The sequence below is a fragment of the Streptomyces sp. NBC_00234 genome (genome assembly GCF_036195325.1).
In the GTDB taxonomy this organism is placed as follows: Bacteria; Actinomycetota; Actinomycetes; order Streptomycetales; family Streptomycetaceae; genus Streptomyces.
Window position 1 is genome coordinate 5,287,693 of the sequence record NZ_CP108101.1, and the last position, 25,259, is coordinate 5,312,951.

General features: G+C 70.8%; 26 protein-coding genes. 14 read left to right on the plus strand and 12 right to left on the minus strand.

Going from position 1 to position 25,259, the window contains the following annotated elements; all coding sequences use genetic code 11:
• Positions 1 to 26: 26 nt before the first annotated feature.
• A complete protein-coding gene (locus OG230_RS23445) occupies positions 27 to 587 on the minus strand; it encodes a DUF1003 domain-containing protein (protein ID WP_328905688.1) in 561 nt (186 codons plus the stop codon).
• On the minus strand, positions 577 to 1,851 hold the full coding sequence (locus OG230_RS23450; RefSeq protein ID WP_328905689.1) for a magnesium transporter MgtE N-terminal domain-containing protein: 1,275 nt from the start codon (positions 1,849 to 1,851) through the stop codon (positions 577 to 579). Before OG230_RS23450 ends, OG230_RS23445 begins: the two co-directional genes overlap by 11 nt.
• Before the next feature lie 178 nt (positions 1,852 to 2,029).
• On the opposite strand from OG230_RS23450, the gene OG230_RS23455 reads away from it, so the two are divergent.
• Positions 2,030 to 2,794 carry a hypothetical protein gene (locus OG230_RS23455; RefSeq protein ID WP_328905690.1) on the plus strand — a complete coding sequence of 255 codons (765 nt, stop codon included), beginning with the start codon at positions 2,030 to 2,032 and terminating at the stop codon, positions 2,792 to 2,794.
• A gap of 19 nt (positions 2,795 to 2,813) precedes the next feature.
• On the opposite strand, the gene OG230_RS23460 is transcribed toward OG230_RS23455, so the two are convergent.
• Together OG230_RS23460 and OG230_RS23465 are read right to left on the minus strand one after the other, a co-directional pair.
• The gene (locus tag OG230_RS23460; protein ID WP_328905691.1) at positions 2,814 to 3,335 is read right to left on the minus strand and encodes a hypothetical protein; all 522 of its coding nucleotides are present in this window, start codon (positions 3,333 to 3,335) and stop codon (positions 2,814 to 2,816) included.
• A gap of 13 nt (positions 3,336 to 3,348) precedes the next feature.
• Positions 3,349 to 4,464: a magnesium and cobalt transport protein CorA gene (locus OG230_RS23465; RefSeq protein WP_328905692.1), complete on the minus strand. Its 1,116-nt coding sequence runs from the start codon at positions 4,462 to 4,464 to the stop codon at positions 3,349 to 3,351.
• Between the two features lie 408 nt (positions 4,465 to 4,872).
• On the opposite strand from OG230_RS23465, the gene OG230_RS23470 reads away from it, so the two are divergent.
• Complete coding sequence (locus OG230_RS23470; protein ID WP_328905693.1) at positions 4,873 to 5,457, plus strand: suppressor of fused domain protein; 585 nt, start codon at positions 4,873 to 4,875, stop codon at positions 5,455 to 5,457.
• A gap of 74 nt (positions 5,458 to 5,531) precedes the next feature.
• On the opposite strand, the gene OG230_RS23475 is transcribed toward OG230_RS23470, so the two are convergent.
• A complete protein-coding gene (locus tag OG230_RS23475) occupies positions 5,532 to 6,764 on the minus strand; it encodes an MFS transporter (RefSeq protein ID WP_328905694.1) in 1,233 nt (410 codons plus the stop codon).
• A gap of 156 nt (positions 6,765 to 6,920) precedes the next feature.
• Here OG230_RS23475 and OG230_RS23480 point away from each other — a divergent pair, with 156 nt between their 5' ends.
• The 3 genes from OG230_RS23480 to OG230_RS23490 all read left to right on the plus strand — a co-directional run bounded on the left by OG230_RS23480 (position 6,921) and on the right by OG230_RS23490 (position 9,271).
• On the plus strand, positions 6,921 to 7,565 hold the full coding sequence (locus tag OG230_RS23480) for a DUF6758 family protein (protein ID WP_328905695.1): 645 nt from the start codon (positions 6,921 to 6,923) through the stop codon (positions 7,563 to 7,565).
• Between the two features lie 86 nt (positions 7,566 to 7,651).
• The gene (locus OG230_RS23485; protein ID WP_328905696.1) at positions 7,652 to 8,518 is read left to right on the plus strand and encodes a PHP domain-containing protein; all 867 of its coding nucleotides are present in this window, start codon (positions 7,652 to 7,654) and stop codon (positions 8,516 to 8,518) included.
• Positions 8,519 to 8,665: 147 nt separating this feature from the next.
• Positions 8,666 to 9,271: a MarC family protein gene (locus OG230_RS23490; protein WP_328905697.1), complete on the plus strand. Its 606-nt coding sequence runs from the start codon at positions 8,666 to 8,668 to the stop codon at positions 9,269 to 9,271.
• A gap of 80 nt (positions 9,272 to 9,351) precedes the next feature.
• Here OG230_RS23490 and OG230_RS23495 read toward each other — a convergent pair whose 3' ends face one another.
• A complete protein-coding gene (locus tag OG230_RS23495; RefSeq protein WP_328905698.1) occupies positions 9,352 to 9,504 on the minus strand; it encodes a hypothetical protein in 153 nt (50 codons plus the stop codon).
• Positions 9,505 to 9,714: 210 nt separating this feature from the next.
• Between OG230_RS23495 and OG230_RS23500 the strand changes: the two genes are divergently transcribed.
• Positions 9,715 to 10,626 carry an NYN domain-containing protein gene (locus tag OG230_RS23500; RefSeq protein ID WP_328905699.1) on the plus strand — a complete coding sequence of 304 codons (912 nt, stop codon included), beginning with the start codon at positions 9,715 to 9,717 and terminating at the stop codon, positions 10,624 to 10,626.
• Between the two features lie 71 nt (positions 10,627 to 10,697).
• Here OG230_RS23500 and OG230_RS23505 read toward each other — a convergent pair whose 3' ends face one another.
• Together OG230_RS23505 and OG230_RS23510 are read right to left on the minus strand one after the other, a co-directional pair.
• Positions 10,698 to 11,546 (minus strand): alpha/beta fold hydrolase, encoded by an 849-nt coding sequence (locus OG230_RS23505; RefSeq protein WP_328905700.1) that lies wholly within the window; start codon positions 11,544 to 11,546, stop codon positions 10,698 to 10,700.
• A 106-nt stretch (positions 11,547 to 11,652) separates the two neighbouring features.
• Positions 11,653 to 13,656: a DEAD/DEAH box helicase gene (locus OG230_RS23510; RefSeq protein WP_328905701.1), complete on the minus strand. Its 2,004-nt coding sequence runs from the start codon at positions 13,654 to 13,656 to the stop codon at positions 11,653 to 11,655.
• A 448-nt stretch (positions 13,657 to 14,104) separates the two neighbouring features.
• Between OG230_RS23510 and OG230_RS23515 the strand changes: the two genes are divergently transcribed.
• Entirely contained in the window at positions 14,105 to 14,839 is a 735-nt protein-coding gene (locus OG230_RS23515; protein WP_328905702.1) for a ferritin-like fold-containing protein, read from the plus strand.
• A gap of 26 nt (positions 14,840 to 14,865) precedes the next feature.
• On the opposite strand, the gene OG230_RS23520 is transcribed toward OG230_RS23515, so the two are convergent.
• The 4 genes from OG230_RS23520 to OG230_RS23535 form a co-directional block, all read right to left on the minus strand.
• Positions 14,866 to 15,138, minus strand: coding sequence for a hypothetical protein (locus tag OG230_RS23520; protein ID WP_328905703.1), 273 nt, complete (start codon positions 15,136 to 15,138; stop codon positions 14,866 to 14,868).
• Between the two features lie 204 nt (positions 15,139 to 15,342).
• Complete coding sequence (locus OG230_RS23525) at positions 15,343 to 15,570, minus strand: DUF3107 domain-containing protein (RefSeq protein ID WP_328905704.1); 228 nt, start codon at positions 15,568 to 15,570, stop codon at positions 15,343 to 15,345.
• A gap of 153 nt (positions 15,571 to 15,723) precedes the next feature.
• The gene (locus OG230_RS23530; protein ID WP_328905705.1) at positions 15,724 to 16,365 is read right to left on the minus strand and encodes a TetR/AcrR family transcriptional regulator; all 642 of its coding nucleotides are present in this window, start codon (positions 16,363 to 16,365) and stop codon (positions 15,724 to 15,726) included.
• Positions 16,366 to 16,534: 169 nt separating this feature from the next.
• Positions 16,535 to 16,750, minus strand: coding sequence for a hypothetical protein (locus OG230_RS23535; RefSeq protein WP_328905706.1), 216 nt, complete (start codon positions 16,748 to 16,750; stop codon positions 16,535 to 16,537).
• A 110-nt stretch (positions 16,751 to 16,860) separates the two neighbouring features.
• Between OG230_RS23535 and OG230_RS23540 the strand changes: the two genes are divergently transcribed.
• The 7 genes from OG230_RS23540 to OG230_RS23570 all read left to right on the plus strand — a co-directional run bounded on the left by OG230_RS23540 (position 16,861) and on the right by OG230_RS23570 (position 25,118).
• Positions 16,861 to 17,826 (plus strand): alpha/beta fold hydrolase, encoded by a 966-nt coding sequence (locus OG230_RS23540; protein ID WP_328905707.1) that lies wholly within the window; start codon positions 16,861 to 16,863, stop codon positions 17,824 to 17,826.
• 8 nt (positions 17,827 to 17,834) lie between these two features.
• Positions 17,835 to 19,316, plus strand: coding sequence for a DUF3152 domain-containing protein (locus OG230_RS23545; protein ID WP_328905708.1), 1,482 nt, complete (start codon positions 17,835 to 17,837; stop codon positions 19,314 to 19,316).
• Between the two features lie 122 nt (positions 19,317 to 19,438).
• Positions 19,439 to 19,534 carry an Ms4533A family Cys-rich leader peptide gene (locus OG230_RS23550; RefSeq protein WP_328905709.1) on the plus strand — a complete coding sequence of 32 codons (96 nt, stop codon included), beginning with the start codon at positions 19,439 to 19,441 and terminating at the stop codon, positions 19,532 to 19,534.
• 193 nt (positions 19,535 to 19,727) lie between these two features.
• Positions 19,728 to 21,455, plus strand: a complete 1,728-nt coding sequence (locus OG230_RS23555) for an ABC transporter substrate-binding protein (protein WP_328905710.1) — start codon at positions 19,728 to 19,730, stop codon at positions 21,453 to 21,455.
• A 2-nt stretch (positions 21,456 to 21,457) separates the two neighbouring features.
• Positions 21,458 to 22,447, plus strand: coding sequence for an ABC transporter permease (locus OG230_RS23560; protein ID WP_328905711.1), 990 nt, complete (start codon positions 21,458 to 21,460; stop codon positions 22,445 to 22,447).
• Positions 22,444 to 23,433 carry an ABC transporter permease gene (locus OG230_RS23565; protein WP_328905712.1) on the plus strand — a complete coding sequence of 330 codons (990 nt, stop codon included), beginning with the start codon at positions 22,444 to 22,446 and terminating at the stop codon, positions 23,431 to 23,433. The genes OG230_RS23560 and OG230_RS23565 overlap by 4 nt, the downstream gene beginning before the upstream one ends.
• The gene (locus tag OG230_RS23570) at positions 23,430 to 25,118 is read left to right on the plus strand and encodes an ABC transporter ATP-binding protein (RefSeq protein WP_328905713.1); all 1,689 of its coding nucleotides are present in this window, start codon (positions 23,430 to 23,432) and stop codon (positions 25,116 to 25,118) included. The genes OG230_RS23565 and OG230_RS23570 overlap by 4 nt, the downstream gene beginning before the upstream one ends.
• Positions 25,119 to 25,259 lie beyond the last annotated feature (141 nt).

A 25,259-nucleotide genomic window follows, 5' to 3' on the forward strand; every position in this document is an offset into this window, starting at 1 on the left:
GCCTGCCCCTACGCCCGGGTAACCCGTCAACGGTCGCCTTCGTCACTCTCCACCTGAGAAAGGACCTGACGCTCCTCCATGTCCTTCACCATGTCCTGCAGCTCGGACCTGATCCAGTCCCGGGTGGCGACCTCGCCGAGGCCCATCCGGAGGGCGGCGATCTCCCGGGTGAGGTACTCGGTGTCGGCGATGGAGCGCTCGTTCTGGGTGCGGTCCTGCTCGTGGGTGACCCGGTCGCGGTCGTCCTGCCGGTTCTGCGCGAGCAGGATCAGCGGGGCCGCGTACGAGGCCTGGAGCGAGAGCATCAGGGTCAGGAAGATGAACGGGTACTCGTCGAACCGCAGCGCTCCGGGCGCGAAGATGTTCCACACCACCCAGAGGATGATGATCAGCGTCATCCAGACGATGAACCGCCCGGTGCCCAGGAAGCGGGCGATCCGCTCGGAGAACCGGCCGAACGCCTCGGGGTCGTACTCCGGCAGCAGCCTGCGCCGCGGCGCCTTCGGCTGGTCGAGCCGGGGCCGCGGCGGACGTACGAGCCCGGAGGACCCCGTCGACGCGGCCCGCGGGCGTTCCTCACCGGCCACGGGCGTCCCCCTCCTCGCCGTGGAAGTCGGTCTCGCGCCAGTCCTCCGGCAGCAGGTGGTCCAGTACGTCGTCGACGGTCACCGCTCCGAGGAGCGACCCGCTCGCGTCCACCACCGGCGCGGAGACCAGGTTGTAGGCGGCCAGGTAGCTGGTCACCGAGGACAGCGGGGTGTCCGGTGACAGCGGTACGAGGTCGCTGTCGACGATCGAGCTGACGAGCGTGAACGGCGGATCGCGCAGCAGCCGCTGGAAGTGCACCGTGCCGAGGTACTTGCCGGTCGGGGTCTCGTCCGGCGGGCGGCAGACGTACACCTGGGCGGCCAGCGCGGGGGACAGGTCCGACTGCCTCACCCGGGCGAGCGCGTCGGCGACGGTGGCGTCCGGCCGCAGCACGATCGGCTCGGTCGTCATCAGTCCGCCCGCGGTCCGCTCCTCGTACGCCATGAGGCGCCGCACGTCCGCCGCGTCGTCCGGACGCATCAGGGCCAGCAGCCGTTCCTTGTCCTCCTCGGGCAGCTCGGAGAGCAGGTCGGCCGCGTCGTCGGGGTCCATGGCCTCCAGGACGTCGGCGGCCCGCTCCTCCTTGAGCTTCCCGAGGATCTCCACCTGGTCGTCCTCGGGCAGCTCCTCCAGGACGTCCGCGAGCCGGTCGTCGTCGAGCGCCGCGGCGACCTCGGCGCGGCGCTTCGGCGACAGGTGGTGCAGGGCGTTGGCCACATCGGTGGGCCGCAGCCGTTCGAAGGTGGCCACCAGGCTCTCCGCGCCCTGCCCGTGCTCGTCCAGCGAGAAGCCGCTGACCGCCGACCACTCGACGGTCAGGGTCTCGCCCTTGCGCCGCAGCGCGCCGCCGCGTCCCTTGCGCACGAAGTACTTGTCGATCTCCCAGTCGCGGCGGGCCGGGAGCTGCTGGATCGATACGTCGAGGATGGTCACCTCCTCGTCGGTCTCCACCAGCCGGACCCGCCGGTCGAGGAACTCGCCGAGGACCAGTCGCTCGGTCGGGCGCTGCTCGAAGCGCCGCATGTTGACCACACCGGTGGTGATGACCTGACCGGACTCGACACCCGTCACCCGGGTCATCGGCAGGAAGATCCGCCGCCGGCTCGTCAACTCGACGACCATGCCGAGCAACCGAGGGGGGCGCCCGCCCACCCGTAGCATCGCCACCAGGTCGCGGACCCGGCCGACCTGGTCACCATTGGGGTCGAAGACGGGCACACCGGACAGATGTGAGACGAAGATCCTGGGAGCGCCTGCCACCATCCCGTGCACCTCCTCCGACTGTGACGCAATTGCACCGGTATGCCGGGATCAGGCTAGCCCGTACCGCTCCGCGGCGCCCCGGCGGCCCGTCCGTACGGCTCTCTGCAAAGGGGCGTAGGCCGCACGGGTACGCTGCCGTCTGCCACCCCCCGACACGCAGATGAGAGGCAGTGCGCCTGTGACCTCTTTCGCCCCGGCCGTCCGGGCCCATCACCGGACCGCCCTCGCCGTAGTGCTCTGTGCGGGTCTGACCGCAGCCCTCACCGCGTGCGCCGGAGAGGACCCGGACAAGGGAACCAACGGGGTCGGCAAACTCGGTGCCGCGGAGATCGACAAGAAGGCCAGAGCGGCGGCGGACTCCGCGGACGCGGTACGGCTCGCGGGCACCCTGGTCAGCAAGGGCGGCACGTACAGGCTCAACATGCAGCTCAACACGGAGGGCGGCACGGGTTCCGTCACCTCGAAGAAGAGCACGTTCGCGCTGCTGCGCATCGGCGACGAGCTGTTCCTCAAGGCCGACGCCGGTTTCTGGAACCAGGGCGAGGCGAGCGGCAAGGGCGAGGAGAGCGACCGGGCGGCTGCCGACAAGCTCCAGGGCAAGTACGTGAAGGTCCCCGAGGGCGATCCGACGTACAAGCAGCTGCGCGGCTTCACGGACAAGAAGATCCTGCTCGACGGCCTGCTCGGCCTGCACGGCACGGTCAACAAGGGCGACCGGGACTCGGTCGCCGGGGTGCCCACCGTGCAGATCATGGGCGGAAAGGGTGAGGGTGGCGCGCTCGACGTCTCGCTGAAGGGCACGCCGTACCCGGTAAGGGTCGCGCGCGGCGGAGGCGGTGGCACGGTGACGCTCGCCGACTGGGGCCGGGCCTTCACCCTGAAGCCGCCGTCCGAGGACGAGACGGTCGACTACGGAGGCCAGCTCCCCAAGTCCTCGGGCTGAGGGAGGGCCGCCCGGAACGTCAGCTCTTCCTGCGGCGCTTCAGCAGCAGGCGGGGGAGCGCGGCGGGTACGGGCCGGCGGGTCGTCGCCCCGGTGGGGAGCGGAACCGCCGCCAGTGAGGAGTCGGGCAGGTCCGTCCGGGACTCGCCGGGCGCCAGCCGCAGCACGCGGCATTCGCGCGCCCAGCGCTCGGTCATCTGCTCGGCGTCCGGCGCGTTCAGCCGCTTGCCCTTGAGCTCGGCGACCGCCGCCGCCCACTCCACGGAACGCGGCACGAGCACGCTCACCGAGGCGGTCCAGGCGACGAGCCGGCCGCCCTTGTCCTTGCTGCGCACGGTGACCTCGGCCGCCGCCCCGTCGGTGAGCCCGTCGGGAAGCGGCTGCTCGCCGGGGCCGTCCCCGACGAGATGGACGGCGCCCTCGTGCCAGACGTGCCACAGCGCGCGGGCGTGGCCGGTGCCCCGGACCCAGATCAGACCGGACTTCTTGGTGGCCTCCTCGACGAGGGCCCGGCCCAGCAGCACGTCAGCAGCAGCAGTCATGGCGCGAACTCTATTAGAGCCACCCGTTGCGCTTGAGGGTGCGGTGGATGGAGAAGCAGACGACGCCGATGACGCCCATGACCATCGGGTAGCCGTAGGTCCACTGCAGCTCCGGCATGTGATCGAAATTCATGCCGTACACCCCGCAGATCATCGTCGGTACGGCGATGATGGCCGCCCAGGAGGTGATCTTGCGCATGTCCTCGTTCTGCGTGACGGTCGCCTGCGCGAGGTTGGCCTGAAGGATCGAGTTCAGCAGCTCGTCGAAGCCGATGACCTCTTCCTGCACCCGGGCCAGGTGGTCGGCCACGTCGCGGAAGTACTTCTGGATGTCGGGGTCGATCAGCCGCATGGGCCGCTCGCTCAGCAGCTGCATCGGACGCAGGAGCGGGGACACGGCCCGCTTGAACTCCAGCACCTCACGCTTGAGCTGGTAAATCCGGCCCGCGTCCGAACCACGCTGACTGCCCTTCGCCGGGGTGGAGAAGACGCCGATCTCCACCTCGTCGATGTCGTCCTGCACCGCTGCCGCCACCGCGATGTACCCGTCCACGACGTGGTCGGCGATGGAGTGCAGCACGGCGGACGGACCCTTGGCCAGCAGCTCGGGGTCGTCCTGGAGGCGGTGGCGCAGCGCGCGCAGCGAACCCTTTCCGCCGTGCCGGACGGTGATGACGAAGTCCCGGCCGGTGAAGCACATGACCTCGCCGGTCTCGACGACCTCGCTGGTCGCGGTCAACTCGGTGTGTTCCACGTAGTGGATGGTCTTGAACACGGTGAACAGGGTGTCGTCGTACCGCTCCAGCTTGGGCCGCTGGTGTGCGTGGACCGCGTCCTCGACGGCCAGCGGGTGGAGGCCGAACTCCCGGGCGATACCGGCGAATTCCTCCTCGGTCGGCTCGTGCAGACCGATCCAGGCGAAGCCGCCGGCCTCCCGCACCCGGAGCATCGCCTCGTGCGGGGTCTGGCAGCCGGCCGCCTCCAGGCGCCGCCCGTCGCGGTAGACCGCGCAGTCGACGACCGCGCTCGACGCGGACGGGTCACGGGTCGTGTCGTAGCTGTTGTACGGGGCGTTGCTCTTGCGGAGGGACGGGCGCACGGCGGCGCGCAGGTCACGGATCATCGACATGGCTGGCTCCTTCACGGAGGGCCGTCGGCGGGCACGTGGAACAGCCCGGAATGGGGACGTGTCACTACGTCCGCAAAGCGGGCGGCACCGCGGCAGCGCGATGACGGCGTTCGCTACAGACAGGCAAAAACGAGGGGCTCTTCCGTCGCGCGAACTGCCGTGGGCCTTGGCCGGGAAGGCTTCAGGAGACGGAGGGAAGGCGTCGGGCGGAAGAGCGGTTGGTACTGCACGGTCGACTTGGATCCATGGCAGTCCCCACCTCCTCCGGCCGGTCCCCCGTGAGGGACGACGTGTGCCGGGACTGAGAGCAACGCTTCTGCGTGCTGTCCCGGCTGGCGGCCAGGCTACCAGCCGACTCGGGGTCAATCCCTTTCTTTGCCCGTTCCTGACGCGTCCTATGCTCACGTCATGGAAGAAATTCTGGCGTTGGTCGAGGCCCGGCTCCGTACGGCCCTGGGCGAACCGGACGCACGCGCCGACGTGACCTTCCTCGGTACGGACCGTATCGAGGTGCTCCGCTTCATCGACGGCGACGTGGTGCGCTACGCCACGCTCGGCATGTCCGGGCAGCCGATGGCCGACCCCACCTCACCGCTCGCCGACCCGGTCAAGGGGCCGCGCGCCGAGCTGGTCCTGTCGGTACGTGTGGGGCTCGCCGACACCGACCAGGTGCTGCGCCCGCTGGCCGTGCTGGCCGCGTCCCCGCAGGTCGAGGGGCTGATCGTGGCACCCGGCGCCTCCCTCGACCTGGGCCGGCCGCTGTGGCCGGGGGCGCCGTTCAGCTCCGTGCTGGTGGCCGAGCCCGGCGGGCTCGTCGAAGACCTGGAGCTGGACGCCCCGATGGATCCCGTGCACTTCCTGCCGCTGCTTCCGATGACGCACAGCGAGGCCGCCTGGAAGCGGGTCAGGGGCGCGCAGGAGCTTCAGGAGCGGTGGCTGTCGCAGGGTACGGATCTGCGCGATCCGCTGCGCGCCTCCGTGGCGCTCGACTGAGACGAACGGCACACACCCCGCCCGCGGCCAGGAGGGAGAGCCGCGGACGGGGAGCAACGGGGTTGGTGCGGGCGTCATTTGGCGAAGGCCGTGACGCCGTCCTCGGTGGCGTGCTTCGGCTCCAGCTCCCTCGCCTCCTGGGTCAGGGCGGTGCGCCGGATCCAGACGACGGCCGCGCCGGCCAGCGCGGCGACCGCGGCGACCACGAACGGGATGTGGATGTCGCTCCACTCCTCGATCTTCGGGGCGAGGTACGGGGCCGCCGCCGCGGCGAACCAGCGGACGAAGTTGTACCCGGCGCTCGCCACCGGACGCGGCGCGTCCGACACACCGAGGGCCAGCTCGGTGTACACGGTGTTGTTCATGCCGATGAAAGCGCCGGAGACGATCGTGCAGACGACGGCGGTGGTGTGACCGCCGTAGCCGAGGACCACCAGGTCGACGGCGAGCAGGACCAGTGAGCCGCCGACGACCTTGAGCGAGCCGAAGCGCTTCTGCAGACGCGGGGCGACGAGCACGGAGAACACCGCGAGCAGCAGTCCCCAGGCGAAGAAGACGGCGCCCGACTTGTACGGGGACATGTTCAGCACGAACGGCGTGAACGCCAGGATCGTGAAGAACGCGTAGTTGTAGAAGAACGCGGAGGCGGCGACGGAGGCGAGACCGCCGTGGCCGAGTGCCCTGACCGGGTCGAGCAGCGAGGTCTTCCGGGCGGGTCGTGGCTGTTCCTTGAGGAAGGCCGTGATGCAGACGAAGCCGATGGCCATCAGCGCGGCGGTGCCGAAGAACGGGTAGCGCCAGTTCGCGTCGCCGAGCAGGGCGCCGAGCAGCGGGCCGCAGGCCATGCCGAGGCCGAGCGCCGACTCGTACAGAAGGATCGCCGCGGCGCTGCCACCGGCCGCCGCTCCGACGATCACGGCCAGCGCCGTCGAGACGAAGAGGGCGTTGCCGAGTCCCCAGCCGGCCCGGAAGCCGACCAGTTCGGCGACGGACGAGGAGGTGCCGGAGAGCGCGGCGAAGACGACGACGAGCGCGAGGCCCGCCAGGAGCGTCTTACGGCCGCCGATACGGCTGGAGACGAACCCGGTGACGAGCATCGCGACGGCGGTGATCAGGAAGTACGAGGTGAAGAGCAGCGACACCTGGCTGGGTGTCGCCTCCAGGCCCTTGGCGATGGACGGCAGGATCGGGTCCACCAGACCGATTCCCATGAACGCGACCACGGAGGCGCCCGCCGTGGCCCAGACGGCCTTCGGCTGGCGCAGGATGCTTGACGCCCCTTCGTCGAAGGGATCCTCTCCCCGCATGGCTCTCTCGCTCTCCACTAGGTAGCTGTGTTATGCACAGAATAAGTTAGGCGTTCTAATAAATGCAAGTTACATCTATTTTCCCCGGTGGGAGCCACGCTGCGGACGGGTGATCGTCCTTGACGCGACGACAAGCGGGGAGGACCGTTGGTCGCTATGAGGGGCGAACCCAGTTGCCCGAAGTGCGGTGGCCGGGTCAGGGCGCCCGGTCTCTTTGCCGATTCCTGGCAGTGCCCGGCGCACGGCCAGGTGCACCCGATGCAGCCGGTGGTCCCACCCAGTGTCGAGTCGCTCGGCGTCGTGGTGCACCGCACGCAGGTGCCGGTGTGGATGCCCTGGCCGCTCCCGGTGGGCTGGTTGTTCACGGGGGTGGCCTGCGCGGGGGACGACCGCAGCGGCGGACGGGCCACGGCCGTCGCCTGCTCGGGCCCCGGTCCGCTGGGCGGCTTCGGTGAACTGCTGCTCGTCGCCGAGGAGCTCGGTGTCGGACTCGGTGCCCGGTACGCCGGCATGGACGGCCCCGATCCCGGCCCGCACCTGCGCGTCGACCGGGCGCCCGACGTCAAGGTGCACGCCGCCGGACGCCCGACGCCGCTCTGGCACGTCAAGGGGGCCCCGGACGACCGGGCCGTCTTCGCGGGCGAGGCGTGCGGGCTCTGGCTCTGGGCGATCGTCTGGCCCGAGCAGTCCGGACTCCTGATGTACGACGAGCTGGTCCTGACGGACCTGCGCGACGCCGGGGCGGAAGTCGACCTCGTGCCGTGCGGCGCCCTCACACCGCGGCTGCTCACTCCCCCCTGACGGGCCGGGCGGCCGACCGGGGCGTGCGTGCGCGGCGGTTATCCTTGAGCGTCCCCCTGTCCGGCCCGAGCACTGGAGTACGCGTCGTGCGCATCGACCTGCACACCCACTCCACCGCGTCGGACGGCACGGACACCCCCGCCGAGCTGGTGGCCAACGCCGCCGCCGCGGGTCTCGACGTCGTCGCCCTCACCGACCACGACACCGTCGCGGGGCACGCGGAAGCGGTCGCGGCCCTGCCCGAGGGCCTCACCCTCGTCACCGGAGCCGAGCTCTCCTGCCGCATCGACGGAGTGAGCCTGCACATGCTGGCGTATCTCTTCGACCCCCACGAGCCCGAACTGGCCCGCGAGCGCGAGCTGGTGCGCGACGACCGGGTGCCGCGCGCGCAGGCCATGGTGCGCAAGCTCCAGGAGCTGGGCGTCCCGGTCACCTGGGAGCAGGTCGCGGCGATCGCCGGGGACGGCTCGGTCGGCCGCCCGCACATCGCCACCGCGCTCGTCGACCTCGGCGTCGTGGCGAGTGTCTCCGACGCCTTCACGCCCGACTGGCTCGCGAACGGCGGACGTGCCTACGCGGAGAAGCACGAGCTCGACCCCTTCGACGCGATCCGGCTGGTCAAGGCCGCGGGCGGGGTCACCGTGTTCGCCCACCCGCTCGCCGTGAAGCGCGGCGAGGTGGTGCCCGAGGCATCGATCGCGCTGCTCGCCGCCGCCGGCCTCGACGGCATCGAGGTCGACCACATGGACCACGACGCGCCCACCAGGGCGCGGCTGCGCGGACTCGCCGGTGAACTGGGGCTGCTGACCACCGGATCCAGCGACTACCACGGCAGCCGCAAGACCGTGCAGCTCGGGGAGTACACCACCGACCCCGAGATCTACGGCGAGATCACCCGGCGCGCGGCGGGAGCCTTCCCGGTTCCGGGCGCCGGTGGACCCCGCCGCCCGTAAGGCCGCACACGGCGCCCGCGCCGTACCCCCACGCCTTCCCGTCACACCTCCGCGCGCCCGGCCGCCACGGCCGCGTACGGCTGCCGTCACTCCTGCCGTCCGGCGCGCACCTCCTGTTCGACCCGCTCCCCACTCGCAAGGCTCACTGTGTTCGACGTCGCTGTCTTCGGATCCCTTTTTCTCACGCTTTTTGTGATTATGGATCCGCCCGGAATCACCCCCATCTTCCTGGCCCTCACCGCCGGCCGGCCCGCCAAGGTCCAGCGCAGGATGGCCCTCCAGGCCGTCGCGGTCGCCTTCGGTGTGATCGCCGTCTTCGGTCTGCTCGGTCAGCAGATCCTCGACTACCTGCACGTCTCCGTGCCCGCGCTGATGATCGCGGGCGGACTGCTCCTGCTGCTCATCGCGCTCGACCTGCTCACCGGCAAGACCGACGAGCCCACGCAGACCAAGGACGTCAACGTGGCGCTCGTACCGCTGGGCATGCCTCTGCTCGCCGGTCCCGGTGCGATCGTCTCGGTGATCCTGGCGGTGCAGAACGCCGACGGCGCGGCCGGACAGATCTCGGTCTGGGCCGCCATCGTCGCCATGCACATCGTGCTCTGGCTGACGATGCGTTACTCGCTGCTCATCATCCGCGTGATCAAGGACGGCGGTGTGGTGCTGGTGACCAGGCTCGCCGGAATGATGCTCTCGGCCATTGCCGTCCAGCAGATCATCAACGGTGTCACCCAGGTCATCCAGAACGCCTGACCCCGGACACCACAGCGCCCCCGTACGGTCCTTCCGTACGGGGGCGCTTCGTCTTTAGCGGCGCAATGCTGTGTCAGGCGTTACGAAGCCGAGCTTTCGGCCGGCCGGATGTAGATGCGCTGGCCCACTGCTGCGGCCTGCTGCACCATCCGGTTGACGGAGGCGGCGTCCACGACGGTGCTGTCCACGGCGGTACCGTCGACATCGTCGAGTCGCATGATCTCGAAGCGCATATGGCTTCCCTTCGTCTGATCCTCCTGCTGGAGAACTGCTGTGAGGACGGGGTGACCCGTCCGCAAGGATGAAGAGCGCAAGGCATCGCTGTCCACGCTCCACAGGGTGTACAACGGCTTGCTCTCTGCAAACATTCCCTACGCTAAGGAAATTTTTTGGATGTCTAACTACCAGGTAGCAGCTGCGCGGACGCAGCCGACGAGGTCCGCATGAACGAAGCGGACGCGCGGACGGAGAGCCAGGCCGATATCCGCGAGTACCTGGACCGCACCAACACGCTGCTCACGCGCGTGCTCGCCGAGGTGTCGAAGACCCCCTCGACCCACGCGATCTTCGTGGACGCGGGCTATGTGTACGCCGCGGCCGGACTGCTCGTCACCGGTACGGAGGACCGCCGCAACTTCGACCTCGACGCGGAGGGAATGATCGAGGCGTTCATCGACAAGGCGCGGACCATCTTCGCGGACAGCAGGCTGCTGCGCGTCTACTGGTACGACGGGGCCAGGCGCCGCATCCACACCGTCGAGCAGCAGTCCATCGCCGAACTCCCCGACGTCAAGGTCAGACTCGGCAACCTCAACGCCAACAACCAGCAGAAGGGCGTCGATTCACTGATCCGCACCGACCTCGAATCGCTCGCCAGACACCGCGCCATCAGTGACGCGGCGCTCGTCGGCGGGGACGAGGACCTGGTGTCCGCGGTCGAGGCGGCGCAGGGCTACGGGGCCCGTGTCCACCTCTGGGGCATCGAGGCGGGGGAGGGGCGCAACCAGGCCGAGCCGCTGCTGTGGGAGGTCGACAGCCAGCGCACCTTCGACCTCGACTTCTGCCGCCCCTACGTCACGCGGCGCTCCGTCACCACGTTCGAGGACGACACCCCGGCGCCCTCGCGCGAGAACGTCCGCTTCGTCGGCGCCCAGATCGCCGCCACCTGGCTCTCCGCCCGGGGCCGTGAGTCCCTGGCCGACCTGCTGCCCGGCCACCCCTACCTGCCGGGCTCCGTCGACCAGGACCTGCTGGTGGAGGCCGAGCGGCTGCTCCAGCACTCCCTGCGCGGCCACGCCCATCTGCGGCGCGCGCTGCGCGACGGCTTCTGGCAGCACCTGCAGTCGCAGTACTGAGCCGGCCGCCGCCCGGTGTTCCCGTCGACGGGAACACCGGGCGGCCCCCACTCACCTCCGCCGGAGCGGGGTCAGTGGCCGTCCCAGAACGAGACCAGCGCCGCCGCCGTCTCGCGGGGCCTGGCCGTGTTGGGGGAGTGTTCGGCGCCCTCGACCGTCGTGCGCCGGGCGCCCAGCCGCCGGGCCATGTCGTCGAACAGCTCCACGGGCCAGACGTCGTCGCGCTCGCCCGACACCACATGGACGGGCAGTGCCAGGGCGGCGAGTTCCGCCACCCGGTCGGGCTCGGCCGACAACTGGGCGCCCGTCGCGACGAGCTGCGCGGGGTGGTGGCTCAGCCAGCGCCGGCGCAGGTCCTCGCCGTCCCCCGTGTCGGCGTCCTGCGGCGGGTCGAGGAGCCGCATGGCCTCCCACACCTCGGCCATGCTCAGCGTGCGCAGGGCGTCGGCGAGCATCTTGATCCTGTCCCGCTGGCCGGGGGCGACCTCGGCGGGACCGGAGGACATGAGGGTCAGCGAGCGGAAGGGCGAGGCGTCCAGCAGTACGGCGGCGCGGGCGACCTGGCCGCCGAGCGAGTGGCCGAGCAGGTGGATGCGGTCGCCGGGGGCGCCGAGCACCTCCGCCTGCGCCAGCACATCGCGGGCCAACTCCTCCTGCGCGTACCTCTCCTGACGGTCCGTGCCCTCCGTCTCGTACTGCCCTCGGCCGTCCACCGAGACCACGCGGTAGCCGGCGTCGGCGAGCGGTTCGAGCAGGGCGATGAAGTCCTCCTTGCTGCCGGTGTATCCGGGCAGCAGGAGCGCGGTGGAGTGTGCGTCGGTACGCGGTGCGGCGTCCAGCACGGCGAAGTCCCCGCGCGCGGTGCGCAGGGTGCGGGCGCGGGCGCAGGGGGGCGGGGTGAAGGTGGGTGGCCGGCTCATGGAGCGAGGTTATCGCCGGGCTCCGGCGTGCCCGGTGCCGGACGCACGAGGGGCCGGGTGCCCCGCGTGTGCGGAGTACCCGGCCCTCGGTGTCGTACGGTGCCGGTCAGCTCTCGGTCGTGACCGCTTCGGCCTTGGCCGTCGTCGCGCGGGCACGGCGGCGGCGCGGCTTCGCGTCGGCCTCGGCCTCGGTCGCCGCGGGAGCGGCCACCTCGGCGGTCTCCGCCTTCACGGCCGCGGCGCGCGGACGGCGGCGGCGCGGCTTGGTCTCGCCGTCGGCGGCCGGAGCCTCCGTCACCGTCTCCGTCTTCGGCTTGGCGGCGGGACGGGTCCGGCGGCGCGTCTCCGTCACCGGCTCGGACGGCGGGGCGATCTGGAAGTCGACCTCGTCGACGGCGGGCTTGATGACACGGGCGCGGCGGCGCGGCTTGGTGACCGGCTCGGCGACCGCGACGGCGACGGTCTGGAAGTCGACGACCTCCGGCGCTGCCTTGACCCGGGTCCGGGTGGCCTTCACCTTGGGTGCCGGGGCCTCCGTCACCGTCTCGGCGACCGGCTCCACGGCGACCGTACGGGTACGGCGGCGGCGCGGCTTCTCCTCGGCCACGGGCTCCGCGGCCTCCTCGACGGCGACCGGCGCGGCCTCGGCCACGGCTGCCGCCGCCTCGGCGGCGACACCCTCGGCGACGCCCACACGGCCACGACGGCGACGGCGCGGCGTACGCGGCTCCGCCGGGTCGACGACCGCCTCGGCGGCCGGTGCGGGCACCGTCACGGCGCCCTCTTCGAGCGTGCTGCCGCCCCGCGTACGACGACGCTGACGCGGCGTACGGGCCGGGCGCTCCTCACGGACGGTCGCCTGGGCCGGGGCGGCGGACTTGCGGCCACGGCCGCCGGTCTCGCCGAGGTCCTCGACCTCTTCCGCCCGCAGACCCGCACGCGTCCGCTCGGCACGCGGCAGGACACCCTTGGTGCCCGCCGGGATGCTGAGCTCCTCGTAGAGGTGCGGCGACGTGGAGTACGTCTCGACCGGGTCCGGGAAGTTCAGGTCCAGCGCCTTGTTGATCAGCTGCCAGCGCGGGATGTCGTCCCAGTCCACCAGCGTGATCGCGATGCCCTTGGCCCCCGCGCGGCCGGTGCGGCCGATGCGGTGGAGGTAGGTCTTCTCGTCCTCGGGCGACTGGTAGTTGACGACGTGGGTCACACCCTCGACGTCGATACCGCGCGCGGCGACGTCGGTGCAGACGAGCACGTCCACCTTGCCGTTGCGGAAGGCGCGCAGCGCCTGCTCACGGGCGCCCTGGCCGAGGTCGCCGTGGACCGCGCCGGAGGCGAAACCGCGCTTCTCCAGCTGCTCGGCGATGTCGGCCGCCGTGCGCTTGGTACGGCAGAAGATCATCGCGAGCCCGCGGCCCTCGGCCTGGAGGATGCGGGAGAGCATCTCCGGCTTGTCCATGTTGTGGGCGCGGTAGACGTACTGCGCGGTGTTCTTGACCGTCGTGCCCTCGTCGTCGGGCGACGTGGCGTTGATGTGCGTCGGCTGCGACATGTAGCGCCGCGCGAGGCTGATGACCGCGCCCGGCATCGTGGCCGAGAACAGCATCGTCTGGCGCTTCGGCGGCAGCATCGTGATGATGCGCTCGACGTCGGGCAGGAAGCCCAGGTCGAGCATCTCGTCGGCCTCGTCGAGGACGAGCACACGGATGTGCGAGAGGTCGAGCTTGCGCTGACCCGCCAGGTCGAGGAGACGCCCCGGGGTGCCGACAATCACATCGACGCCCTTCTTGAGGGCCTCGACCTGAGGCTCGTACGCACGGCCGCCGTAGATCGCGAGCACGCGGACGTTACGGACCTTGCCGGCGGTCAGCAGGTCGTTGGTGACCTGCTGGCACAGCTCACGGGTCGGAACGACGATCAGCGCCTGCGGCGCGTCGGTCAGCTTGTCGGGCGTGGCGCGCCCGGCCTCGACGTCGGCGGGGACGGTGACGCGCTCCAGGAGGGGGAGTCCGAAGCCGAGCGTCTTGCCGGTGCCGGTCTTGGCCTGGCCGATGACGTCGGAGCCGGAGAGCGCTACGGGGAGCGTCATCTCCTGGATGGGGAAGGGGGACATGATGCCGACTGCCTCAAGGGCTTCGGCCGTCTCGGGAAGGATTCCGAGGTCGCGGAACGTAGTCAGGGTGCTGCCTCTTCTGTGAGACGCGGTCCGAGGCGAACGCTGGGGGTCGTACCGTGCCGGGGTTGGTCATCCGGCCGTGGATGGGCCGGGTGGCGCGGGACCACTGCCGTCGCTCGAGCGCTCGTGCCGCTGAGGGGGCCCCTCATCTGCGGTCGTACGTGTCGTACGCCCCGCGTGGAGGGCTGTCGGGTCGGAGCCGATCGGGCCACCGACCGGGCATCCTCATTCAAAAGCGCTCCGAGCACAGTCAAATGCTCAGTAAGCGCAATACCACTGTACCCCGGATTCGCGCATGTGTGTTGGGCGAATTCATCGGAACGGTGTGACGTGCATGCCTGGCCGGGCCCTTACACCTCTCCCGGAGGCGGCTATTGTGCGCTCCATGGAGACGCCTGACAACGCCAATGAAGCCCCCGCACTCACCGGGATCGCCGCCCAGGACTGGGCCACCGCGTCCGCCGCGCCGCAGTACCGCGCCGCTGTCGTCGATCTTCTCGGCGCACTTGCCTACGGGGAACTTGCGGCCTTCGAGCGACTCGCCGAGGACGCCAAACTCGCTCCGACGCTCGGTGACAAGGCGGAGCTGGCAAAGATGGCCTCCGCCGAATTCCATCATTTCGAGCAGCTGACGGAGCGCCTCACCGCGATCGACGAGGAGCCCACGGCGGCCATGGAGCCGTTCGCCAAGGCGCTCGACGACTTCCACCGCCAGACCGCGCCGTCGGACTGGCTGGAGGGCCTGGTCAAGGCGTACGTGGGCGACTCGATCGCCAGTGACTTCTACCGGGAGGTCGCGGCCCGCCTCGACACGGACACCCGCTCCCTCGTCCTCGCCGTGCTCGACGACACCGGGCACGGGAACTTCGCGGTCGAGAAGGTACGTGCCGCCATCGAGGCCGAGCCGAGGGTCGGCGGACGGCTGGCCCTGTGGGCCCGCCGGCTGATGGGCGAGGCGCTCTCGCAGGCCCAGCGGGTGGTCGCCGACCGTGACGCGCTGTCGACGATGCTCGTCGGCGGGGTGGCCGACGGCTTCGACCTGGCCGAGGTCGGCCGGATGTTCTCCCGGATCACCGAGGCGCACACCAAGCGGATGGCCGCCCTCGGGCTCGCCGCGTAGTCACCCGCGCACAGGGGGTACCGGACCTACTGGGCCGCCGCCGAGCGGGCGAGGCGGCGGCTGCGTGGGCGGATCAGCAGGGACAGCGTCACCGTCCCGACGAACACGGCACCGGCCAGAGTCGCCGGCACATGGCCGGTCCCCAGCGCCGAGTGCGTCAGATACGCGCCGAACAGGGCACCCAGTGCGCCGGTGGTGAAGACCGCACGGCGGGACGGGAGCCGGTCCGGCAGCGAGCGGAGCGCCGCCCAGGAGAGGGCGAGTCCGAGCACGACGGAGCCGAAGGATTCCCAGATCACAGAGGATCACCTCGCGGGTTGCGGGGAGGGCAAATCGGTCGTAGGCGGTCTTACCCGGGGCCTGCGGAACGCAACCCTCCCGCAGCCTGCGGAAACCCCTCCGGGGGACGGCCGACGGCGTACCCGGCCCGGTGCGGCACGCACACGAAGGAGCGGCCCGGCGGATATCCGCCGGGCCGCTCCTTCGTGTGCGTTGCGTCGCGCCTAGAGCGCGCCGAACCCCACCCGTCGGGTGCTGGGCTCGCCGATCTCCACGTACGCGATCCGGTCGGCCGGCACGAGAACCTTGCGGCCCTTGTCGTCCGTGAGGCTGAGCAGCTGCGCCTTGCCGGAGAGCGCCTCGGCGACCGCGCTCTCGACCTTTTCGGCGGAAAGCCCGCTCTCCAGAACGATCTCCCGGGGCGTGTGCTGCACCCCGATCTTGACCTCCACGGCTATGTCCCTCCGACGGTCAGTCCCTGCGCGGTGAACCGCGCCGTACGCAGCACACATTAGCCCGGTGAGGAGAGGGACCACGGCCCGACCGGCAACGCCCGCAGCGAACACCGGAGGTGATCACCGGGGTCCGGTGCCGGTCGCCGCGGGTCAGTGCTGATCGGTGCCGTGCAGCGGGAACCCCGCGATGCCCCGCCAGGCGAGCGAGGTCAGCAGCTGCACCGCCGTGTCGCGGGGGATGCTGGAGCCGCTGGAGAGCCAGTAGCGGGCCACCACCTGGGAGACACCGCCCAGGCCGACCGCGAGCAGCATGGACTCGTCCTTGGACAGTCCCGTGTCACCGGCGATGACGTCGGAGATGGCCTCCGCGCACTGGAGCGAGACCCGGTCGACCCGTTCCCGTACCGCGGGCTCGTTCGTCAGGTCGGACTCGAAGACCAGCCGGAAGGCTCCGCCCTCGTCCTCCACGTACGCGAAGTAGGCGTCCATCGTCGCCTCGACGCGCAGCTTGTTGTCCGTCGTCGAAGCCAGTGCCGTACGCACCGCCTGGAGCAGTGCCTCGCAGTGCTGGTCGAGCAGGGCCAGATAGAGCTCCAGCTTGCCCGGGAAGTGCTGGTAGAGCACCGGCTTGCTGACGCCCGCCCGCTCGGCGATGTCGTCCATCGCGGCGGAGTGGTAGCCCTGCGCGACGAAGACCTCCTGCGCGGCGCCCAGCAACTGATTGCGTCGGGCACGGCGGGGCAGGCGAGTGCCCCGCGGGCGCGCTGCCTCTGTCTGCTCGATGGCTGTCACGCCGCCTCCCAAAATTGTGTTCAAGCACAGCTGTTTCCGTGCACGCTGCGCCGTGCGGCCATCGTACTTTTGGGTAACCCGGGTATGCGCGGCGCGGACGCAGAATTTCACGGACCGGACGAGTGCGATAGCCACAGATCAGCGGAGTCCGAGAGCAAAGCGGGGCGTATTACCGGTAATCGTCTTCGTCCTGGGCGACAACGCGGGCCTGCTCCGCCGCATCCGCCTCGTTCGCCTGCTCCCGGTCGATGCCCGTCAGTGGTTCGTCGCGCCGCTGCTGGACATCCGCGTGCTGCTCCGCGGCATCGGCATCGGGGGTCTCCTGGTCCGGCTCGTCGGGCTGGATGTCCTCGAACGTGTCCGGGTCGCTCGGGTCGACCGTCATGGCGGCTTCCTTCCTTCCCTTGAAGCGTAGGAGCAACCGTGCGGAGCCGCTACGCGGTCTGTGACGGCGAACACACGAACCGGCGCGTGATCGTCTCGTAACATTGCCGCATGTCTTCGACCGAGCTGCCGGGTACCCGCGCCGCCGCTGCCGCGGCGGCCCCCACGGTCAGTGCCGTCAGGGTCGCGGAAGGGGAGAGGCTGCGCTCCGTCACGCTGGCGGGCCTCACTCTGACCGTCCGCTCCCGGCCGCCGCTGCGTGCGGGGCTCGCCCCCGCCCTCTACGTCCACGGTCTCGGCGGCTCGTCCCAGAACTGGTCGGCGCTGATGCCGCTGTTGGAGGACGTGCTCGACAGCGAGGCGGTCGACCTTCCCGGCTTCGGGGACTCGCCGCCGCCGGACGACGGCAACTACTCGGTGACCGGGCACGCGCGGGCCGTGATCCGGCTGATCGACGCGGGGGAGCGCGGACCCGTCCACCTCTTCGGCAATTCCCTGGGCGGCGCCGTCGCCACCAGGGTCGCCGCCGTCCGTCCCGACCTGGTGCGCACCCTCACGCTCGTCTCGCCCGCCCTGCCGGAACTCCGGGTGCAGCGGTCCGCCGTGCCGACCGCGCTGCTGGCCGTCCCGGGGGTCGCTTCCCTCTTCTCGCGGCTCACCAAGGACTGGACCGCCGAGCAGCGCACGCGCGGAGTCATGGCACTCTGTTACGGCGATCCGGCACGGGTCTCCGAAGAAGGACTCCGTCACGCGGTGGCGGAGATGGAGCGCCGGCTGGAACTGCCGTACTTCTGGGACGCCATGACGCGCTCCGCCCGGGGCATCGTCGATGCCTACACACTGGGCGGGCAGCACGGGCTGTGGCGCCAGGCCGAGCGGGTGCTCGCACCGACCCAGCTCGTGTACGGCGGACGGGACCAGCTCGTCTCGTACCGGATGGCACGCAGGGCGTCCGCGGCCTTCCGCGACGCCAGGCTGCTGACCGTGCCCGAAGCGGGGCACGTGGCGATGATGGAGTACCCGGAGACGGTCGCCCAGGCGTTCCGGGACCTGCTCGACGAATGCGGCGGGAGCTGATCCGGGGCGTGGGACGACATAGCCGAAAGGGCCCCGAGGCCAAGAGCCAGGGCAGCGCGAGCGCCGCGAGTTCGGGCGGCGATCCCGGGACGGGCCCGTCAGGGGCCGCTCCGGCGGGGGCGACCCCGTCCGGGGCCGGCAGCGGACGGCGCAGGCGCGGAACCGCCACGTCGCCCGGCGGTGACGGACACACCCCGTTCCACGGCACGCCGCAGGTGCGCGGCGGCCACCCCGAACAGCGCGAGGCGGGCGGCGGCTGGGGAACCGGACCGCAGCAGCGGTACGGGGACTGGCAGGGCGCCGGACGGCCGGGACAGACGGGTCCCTCCGGGCCCACCGGATACGCCGGAGCGGCCCGTGGCGGAGTGCCGCGAGGGGCGCCGCAGATGTCCGGCACCGGGCGGACTCCCGCTCAGCAGGCGTCCGCCCAGCAGGCGGTGGCCCGGCAGGTGTCGGCCCAGGAGGCGGCGCAGCGTGCTGCCGACCGGCGCTCGGGGATGCGGCCTTCGGTGGCCGAAGGCCCGATGCTCCCGGGGCCCCGCCGGGAATTCGTCGACGCGTTCGACGGTGTTCCGGCCGCTTCGCAGCAGCCCGCCGACCCGTACGGCTCGGTCACCGACCGGGACCACGAACAGGAGTCCCAGGACGCCGACGCGACCGGGGGTTCCGCACCGGGCAAGGGTGGCAAGGGACGTACCTTCACCGGGATCGCCGCCGCCGCTGTCACGACCGTGCTCGCCGTCGTGGTGGCCGGACAGGTCGCCCAGGACGGTGACGACCGCGGCCTCGCCTCCCAGGCCGCCGGGGTGGACCGCGAGGGTAGCGAGGACGCCTCCCGTTCCGTCTCCCGGCCGACGCCGCAGCCGAAGGTGGCCCGGGTCAAGCCGCTGTCGTACGAGCAGAAGATGGCGAAGCCCTATCCCCTCGCTCCCGAACTGAAGGCCGGCGGGACATTCGAGGCCGTTCCCGGTCTGGCGAAAGCGCCGGGCAAGGGGCAGAAGTACCGCTACCGGATCGATATCGAAAAGGGTCTCGGCCTCGACAGCGGACTTTTCGCCGATGCCGTTCAGAAGACGCTGAACGACGACCGGAGCTGGGCGCACAACGGTGCCATGACGTTCGAGCGGATCTCCTCGGGCGACGCCGATTTCGTGATCACGCTGGCCAGTCCGGCGACCACGGGGGTCTGGTGCGAGAAGTCGGGTCTGGACACGACCGAGGACAATGTCTCCTGCGATTCCGCCTCGACCGAACGCGTCATGATCAATGCCTACCGCTGGGCCCAGGGCTCGTCGACCTTCGGTCCGGAGAAGCTGCTGGCCTACCGTCAGATGCTCATCAACCACGAGGTCGGCCACCGGCTGGGGTACGGGCACGTGAGCTGCGGGACGCCCGGCGCGCTTGCCCCTGTGATGCAGCAGCAGACCAAGTCGCTGGAGATCGGCGGCATCAAGTGCCGGCCCAACCCCTGGGTACATCCCGGGAATTGAGGCCGCTGTCCGCTCGCGGGGCACGTCCGCTCCGGAGCGCGTGTCCACGACCTGTCCGCATCGCGAGACGGGCGTCTTATTCCGCGTTGACATCGGCGATCGGGTCGTCCATATTTCTCGGCATGTCACGCAGCCCTGTCACCTCCGAGCGCGCCGCCATTGAGCTGGCGCTTCTTGGCGTGACCGGAATCTGCGTAGCCGACGTTCTCTGTCGCTGACGCCTGCCCGAGCGCGCGTCGGCCCCTTTTCCGGACCCTTTCCGGTCCTTCGGCCATTCATGACTGCCGCGCCTGGGCGTATTCCGCCCGCAGGCGCGGCATTTCGGTGTTCCGTCCCGTTCTTCTCGCTGTCGCCTGCGCACGGACCTATTCCGCAATTCCTGCCAGCAGTACACCGAGAGGTCATCTTCCGATGCGTCAAACGTCCGTCATATCGCGCCGCGTGGCAGCGGCAGCCGTCGGTCTCGTCCTGGCTGTGGGCGCCGCCGCCTGCGCCGGGCCCCAGGACAGCAAGGGGAGCGACGGCGACTCCGGAGCCGCGGGCAAGCCGAAGAAGGGCGGCACCCTCACCGTCCTCAACAGCAACCCCCAGGAGGACTTCGACCCCGCGCGGCTCTATACCTCCGGCGGTGGCAACGTCCCCTCCCTCGTCTTCCGTACGCTCACCACCCGCAACCGGGAGGACGGCGCCGAGGGTGCGAAGGTCGTGCCCGACCTCGCGACCGACCTGGGCACGCCCAGCGAGAACGCCACCGTCTGGACGTACACGCTCAAGGACGGGCTGAAGTACGAGGACGGCACCGCGATCACCAGCGCGGACATCAAGTACGGCATCGAGCGCTCGTTCGCCGCCGAGCTCTCCGGCGGCGCCCCGTACCTGCGCGACTGGCTGATCGGCGGGGCCGACTACCAGGGGCCGTACAAGGACAAGAAGGGCCTCGACTCCATCGAGGTGCCGGACGCGAAGACCATCGTCTTCCGCCTCAACAAGCCCGAGGGCGAATTCCCCTACCTGGCCACCCAGACCCAGACCACCCCCGTGCCGCAGGCCAAGGACACGGGCACGAAGTACGAGGAGCACCCGGTCTCGTCGGGGCCGTACAAGGTCGTCACGAACGAGAACGACGGCGAGCGGCTCGTCCTGGAGCGCAACCCGCACTGGTCGGCGGCGACCGACGAGGAGCGCAAGGCGTACCCGGACCGGGTCGACGTGCGCTCCGGGCTCGACTCCGCGGTCATCAACCAGCGGCTCTCCGCGTCGCAGGGCGCCGACGCCGCGGCCGTCACCACCGACACCAACCTGGGGCCGGCCGAACTCGCCCAGGTCACCGACGACAAGGCACTCGCCTCCCGCGTCGGCACGGGTCACTTCGGTTACACGAACTACATCGCGTTCAACCCGAAGGTGAAGCCGTTCGACGACCCGAAGGTGCGTCAGGCGATCGCGTACGCGGTCGACCGCTCCTCGGTGGTCAACGCGGCCGGCGGCTCCTCGCTCGCCGAGGCCGCCACCACCTATCTGCCGAACCAGAAGTCCTTCGGCTACACGCCCTACGACCACTTCCCGGCCGGTAAGACCGGTAACGCGGCCAAGGCCAGGGAGCTGCTGAAGGAGGCCGGTCACCCCAAGGGCCTGACCGTCACCCTCACCCACTCCAACGACAAGGACTTCGAGACCAGCCCGGAGATCGCCACCGCGCTCCAGGCCGCGCTCAAGAAGGCCGGCATCACGGTCCAGCTCAAGGGCCTGGAGAGCAACGACTACTCCGACACCATCCACAGCGCCGACAAGGAGCCGGGCTTCTTCCTCGCCCACTGGGGTGCCGACTGGCCCTCCGGCGGTCCGTTCCTCGCGCCGATCTTCGACGGCCGGCAGATCGTGAAGGACGGCGCCAACTTCAACACCGGCTTCCTGGACGACCCCGCGGTCAACAAGGAGATCGACGAGATCAACAAGCTGACCGACCTGAGCGCCGCCGCCCAGCGCTGGGGCGCGCTCGACAAGAAGATCGGTGAGCAGGCACTGACCGTGCCGCTCTTCCACCCGGTGTACAAGCGGCTCTACGGCCAGGACATCAGCAACGTCGTCATCAGCGACTGGACCGGCGTCCTCGACATCTCCCAGGTCTCGGTCAAGTAACCATGTCCCAGGCACTTCTGGCCCAGGAGGCGGGAGCGGCGCCGGTCGCCGTCCCCGCCTCGGGGGCCCGGCTGTTCTGGCGGCGGCTGCGCGCACAGCGCGCGGCCACCGCCGCGGCGGTCGTGGTCCTCCTGCTCGTCCTGGTCGCACTCGCCGCGCCGCTCCTCGCCGCGCTGGCGGGCCAGGACCCCAACACGTACCACCCCGACCTCGTCGACTCCGCGGCAGGCGGCGTGCCGATCGGCCCCTTCGGAGGCATCAGCACGGACCACTGGCTCGGTGTCGAACCGCAGACCGGCCGCGACCTCTTCGCCCGCGTCGTCTACGGAGCGCGCGTCTCACTCGGTGTCGCCGTCGTCGCGACCGTGCTCCAGGTCGCCATCGGACTCCTCGTCGGTCTCGCCGCGGCCCTCGGCAGCCGCTGGGTGGACCAGGTACTCAGCCGGATCACCGACATCAACGTCGCCCTGCCGCTCATGGTGATCGCGCTGGCGCTCCTCGCGGTGGTCCCGCAGTCCTTCCCCCGCCCCGTCCTGATCGCCCTCGTCATCGGCGGGATCAACTGGGCCGGTACGTCGAAGATCGTGCGGTCCCAGGCACTCGCCCTGAAATCCCTCGACTTCGTCTCGGCGGCCCGGCTCGGCGGACGCGGCAAGTGGAGCATCGCCCGGCGGGAGCTGCTGCCCTCGCTCGCCGCACCCGTCATCACGTACGCGGCGCTGCTGTTCCCCACCAACATCGTCGTCGAGGCGGCCCTGTCCTTCCTCGGCGTCGGCATCAAACCGCCCACCCCGTCCTGGGGCCAGATGCTCACCGAGGCCGACACCTGGTACCGGGCGGCCCCCACCTATCTGCTGCTCCCCACCGGGCTGCTCTTCGTCACCGTGCTCGCGCTGACCGTTCTCGGCGAGGGCGTCCGCACGGCACTCGACCCGCGGGCCGCCTCGCGGCTGCGGATCGGCACAGGACGGAAGAAGGAACAGTCCTCATGACCGGCTTCGCACTGCGCAGGCTCGGGGGAGCCCTCTTCGTGCTCCTCGCGCTCACCGTCATCCTGTACGCGATCTTCTACGTGGCCCCGGGCGACGTCGCCCAGATCGCCTGCGGCCCGCGCTGCTCACCCGCCCAGGTCGCCCAGGTCACCGAGCAACTGCGACTGAACGACCCGGTGTACGTGCAGTACGGACACTTCCTCCAGGGCATCGTCGCCGGACGCGACTTCTCCACCGGCACCGGCATCGAGCACTGCTCCGCGCCCTGCCTCGGGGTCTCGTACCAGAGCGACCAGCAGGTCACCGAACTGATCCTGGCCAAACTGCCCGTCACCGGATCCCTCGTCGTCGGCGCCTTCGTCGGCTACGTCCTGCTCGGTGTCGGAACCGGAGTGCTCTCCGTGTGGCGGCGGGGCCGGATCACCGAACGGGTGCTGACCTGGCTGACCCTCGCGGGCACCGCCACCCCCGTCTTCGTGATCGGGCTGCTGCTCATCATCGTCTTCTGCTCCACCCTCCAGTGGCTGCCGTCGCCGACGTACGTGCCCTTCACCGAGAACCCCGAACAGTGGGCCTGGGGACTGCTGCTGCCCTGGGTGTCGCTGGCCCTCATCGAGTCCGCCAAGTACGCCCGGCTGACCAGGAGCGCCATGTTGGAGACGCTCGCCGACGACCACGTGCGCACCTTCCGTGCCTACGGTGTCGGCGAACGCGCCCTCATCGGCCGGCACGCGCTGCGCGGGGCGGTCGCACCCGTGATCGCGCTCGGCGCGCTCGACATCGGCAGCATGTTCGGCGGCGCGGTGCTCACCGAGTCGCTCTTCGGGATCCCGGGCATCGGGCGCGAACTGGTCCACGCCGTCAAGGTCGTCGACCTGCCCGTGGTCGTCGGCATGGTGCTGGTGACCGGCTTCTTCGTGGTGCTCGCCAATGCCGTCGCGGACCTGCTGTACGCGCTGGCCGACCGACGGGTGGTCCTGTCATGACAAAGCCCCTGACGAAGCCCCGGACGGAGTCCCGGGTGGAGGCCGGAGCGCAGCCCCTGGTGGAGGTCGAGGGCCTCACCGTCGACTTCGGCGGCGTCCGTGCCGTGGACGGCCTCTCGTTCACCCTGGAAGCCGGCGGCGCACTCGGCGTCGTGGGCGAATCCGGCTCAGGCAAGAGCGCCTCGGCGTACGCCCTGCTCGGCCTGCACCGCGGTACGGGGGCCCGGGTCTCCGGAACCGTCCGTGTCGCGGGTACGGACGTGGGCGCCGCGGACGACCGTGAACTGCGCGCCCTGCGGGGAGCGAAGGCCGCCATGGTCTTCCAGGACCCGCTGTCCTCGCTCGACCCGTACTACGCGGTCGGCGACCAGATCGCCGAGGTGTACCGGGTGCACAACTCCGCCTCGCGGCGGGCGGCCAGGGCCCGGGCCGTGGAGGTCCTGGACCGGGTCGGCATCCCGGACGCGGCCCGGCGGGCGGACTCCCGGCCGCACGAGTTCTCCGGCGGGATGCGGCAGCGCGCCCTGATCGCGATGGCCCTGGCCTGCGAACCGCGGCTGCTGATCGCCGACGAACCGACCACCGCCCTGGACGTCACCGTGCAGGCCCAGATCCTGGACCTCCTGCACACCCTGCGCCACGAGACGGGCATGGGCCTGCTGCTGGTCACCCACGACGTGGGGGTCGCGGCGGAGAGCGTCGACGAGGTGCTGGTCATGCGGGCCGGACGCGAGGTCGAACGCGGCCCGGTCGCCGAGGTGCTGGGCGCGCCCCGGGAGCCGTACACCCGGGAACTGCTCGCCGCCGTGCCCCGGGTGGACGCGGTCCGGGTGGCCCCCGTCCCGCGCCCCCGGGCGACCGCCGACGCGGCACCGCTGCTCGAAGCCGTGGACCTGCGGCGCGAGTTCGGCCGGGGACGCGGCCGGATCACCGCCGTGGACGGGGTCTCGCTGACCGTCCACGCCGGCGAGACCCTCGGCATCGTCGGCGAGAGCGGCAGCGGCAAGACGACGCTCGGGCGGATGCTCGTGCGGCTGCTGGACCCGTGCGAGGGCCGGCTCCGTTACGCGGGTACGGAGATCGGCTCGCTCTCGGACAAGGCGCTGCTCCCGTACCGGCGGGACCTCCAGATGGTCTTCCAGGACCCGGTGTCCTCGCTCAATCCGCGGCGTTCGGTCGGCGAGTCCGTGGCCGACCCGCTGCGTGCGGCGGGGGAGAGGGACGAGACCCGTATCCGTGCCCGCGTGGGCGAGCTCCTGGAGCGGGTCGGGCTCGACCCCGACCGGTACGAACGCTATCCGCACGAGTTCAGCGGGGGACAGCGCCAGCGCGTCGGGATCGCCCGCGCCCTGGCCGCCGAGCCGAAGCTCATCGTCTGCGACGAGCCGGTCTCCGCGCTGGACGTCACGACCCAGGCGCAGGTCGTCGCCCTCCTCGCCGAGCTCCAGCGCGAGCTGGGCATCGGACTCGTCTTCATCGCCCACGACCTCGCGGTCGTACGGCAGGTCAGCGACCGGGTCGCGGTGATGCGGCAGGGCCGGATCGTGGAGCAGGGGCCGGCCGACGAGGTGTACGGCAATCCCCGGGACCCGTACACCCGGCAGCTCCTCGCGGCCGTGCCGGCGCTCGACCCGCTGCTCGCCGCGGCGCGCCGGACGACGCGTAAGGAGCTGGCCGCAGCCTGACCGTGTGTGACGATCCCGCTCCTTATCGCGACGGAACGCGACCGGAGCGGGAAAGTTACGACGGTTCACCCCTTTCGGTGGCGCGACGGACAACCGTCCGTCGCGCCACCGGCGTATCCGCTTACGGTCGTCCCGCTGCGA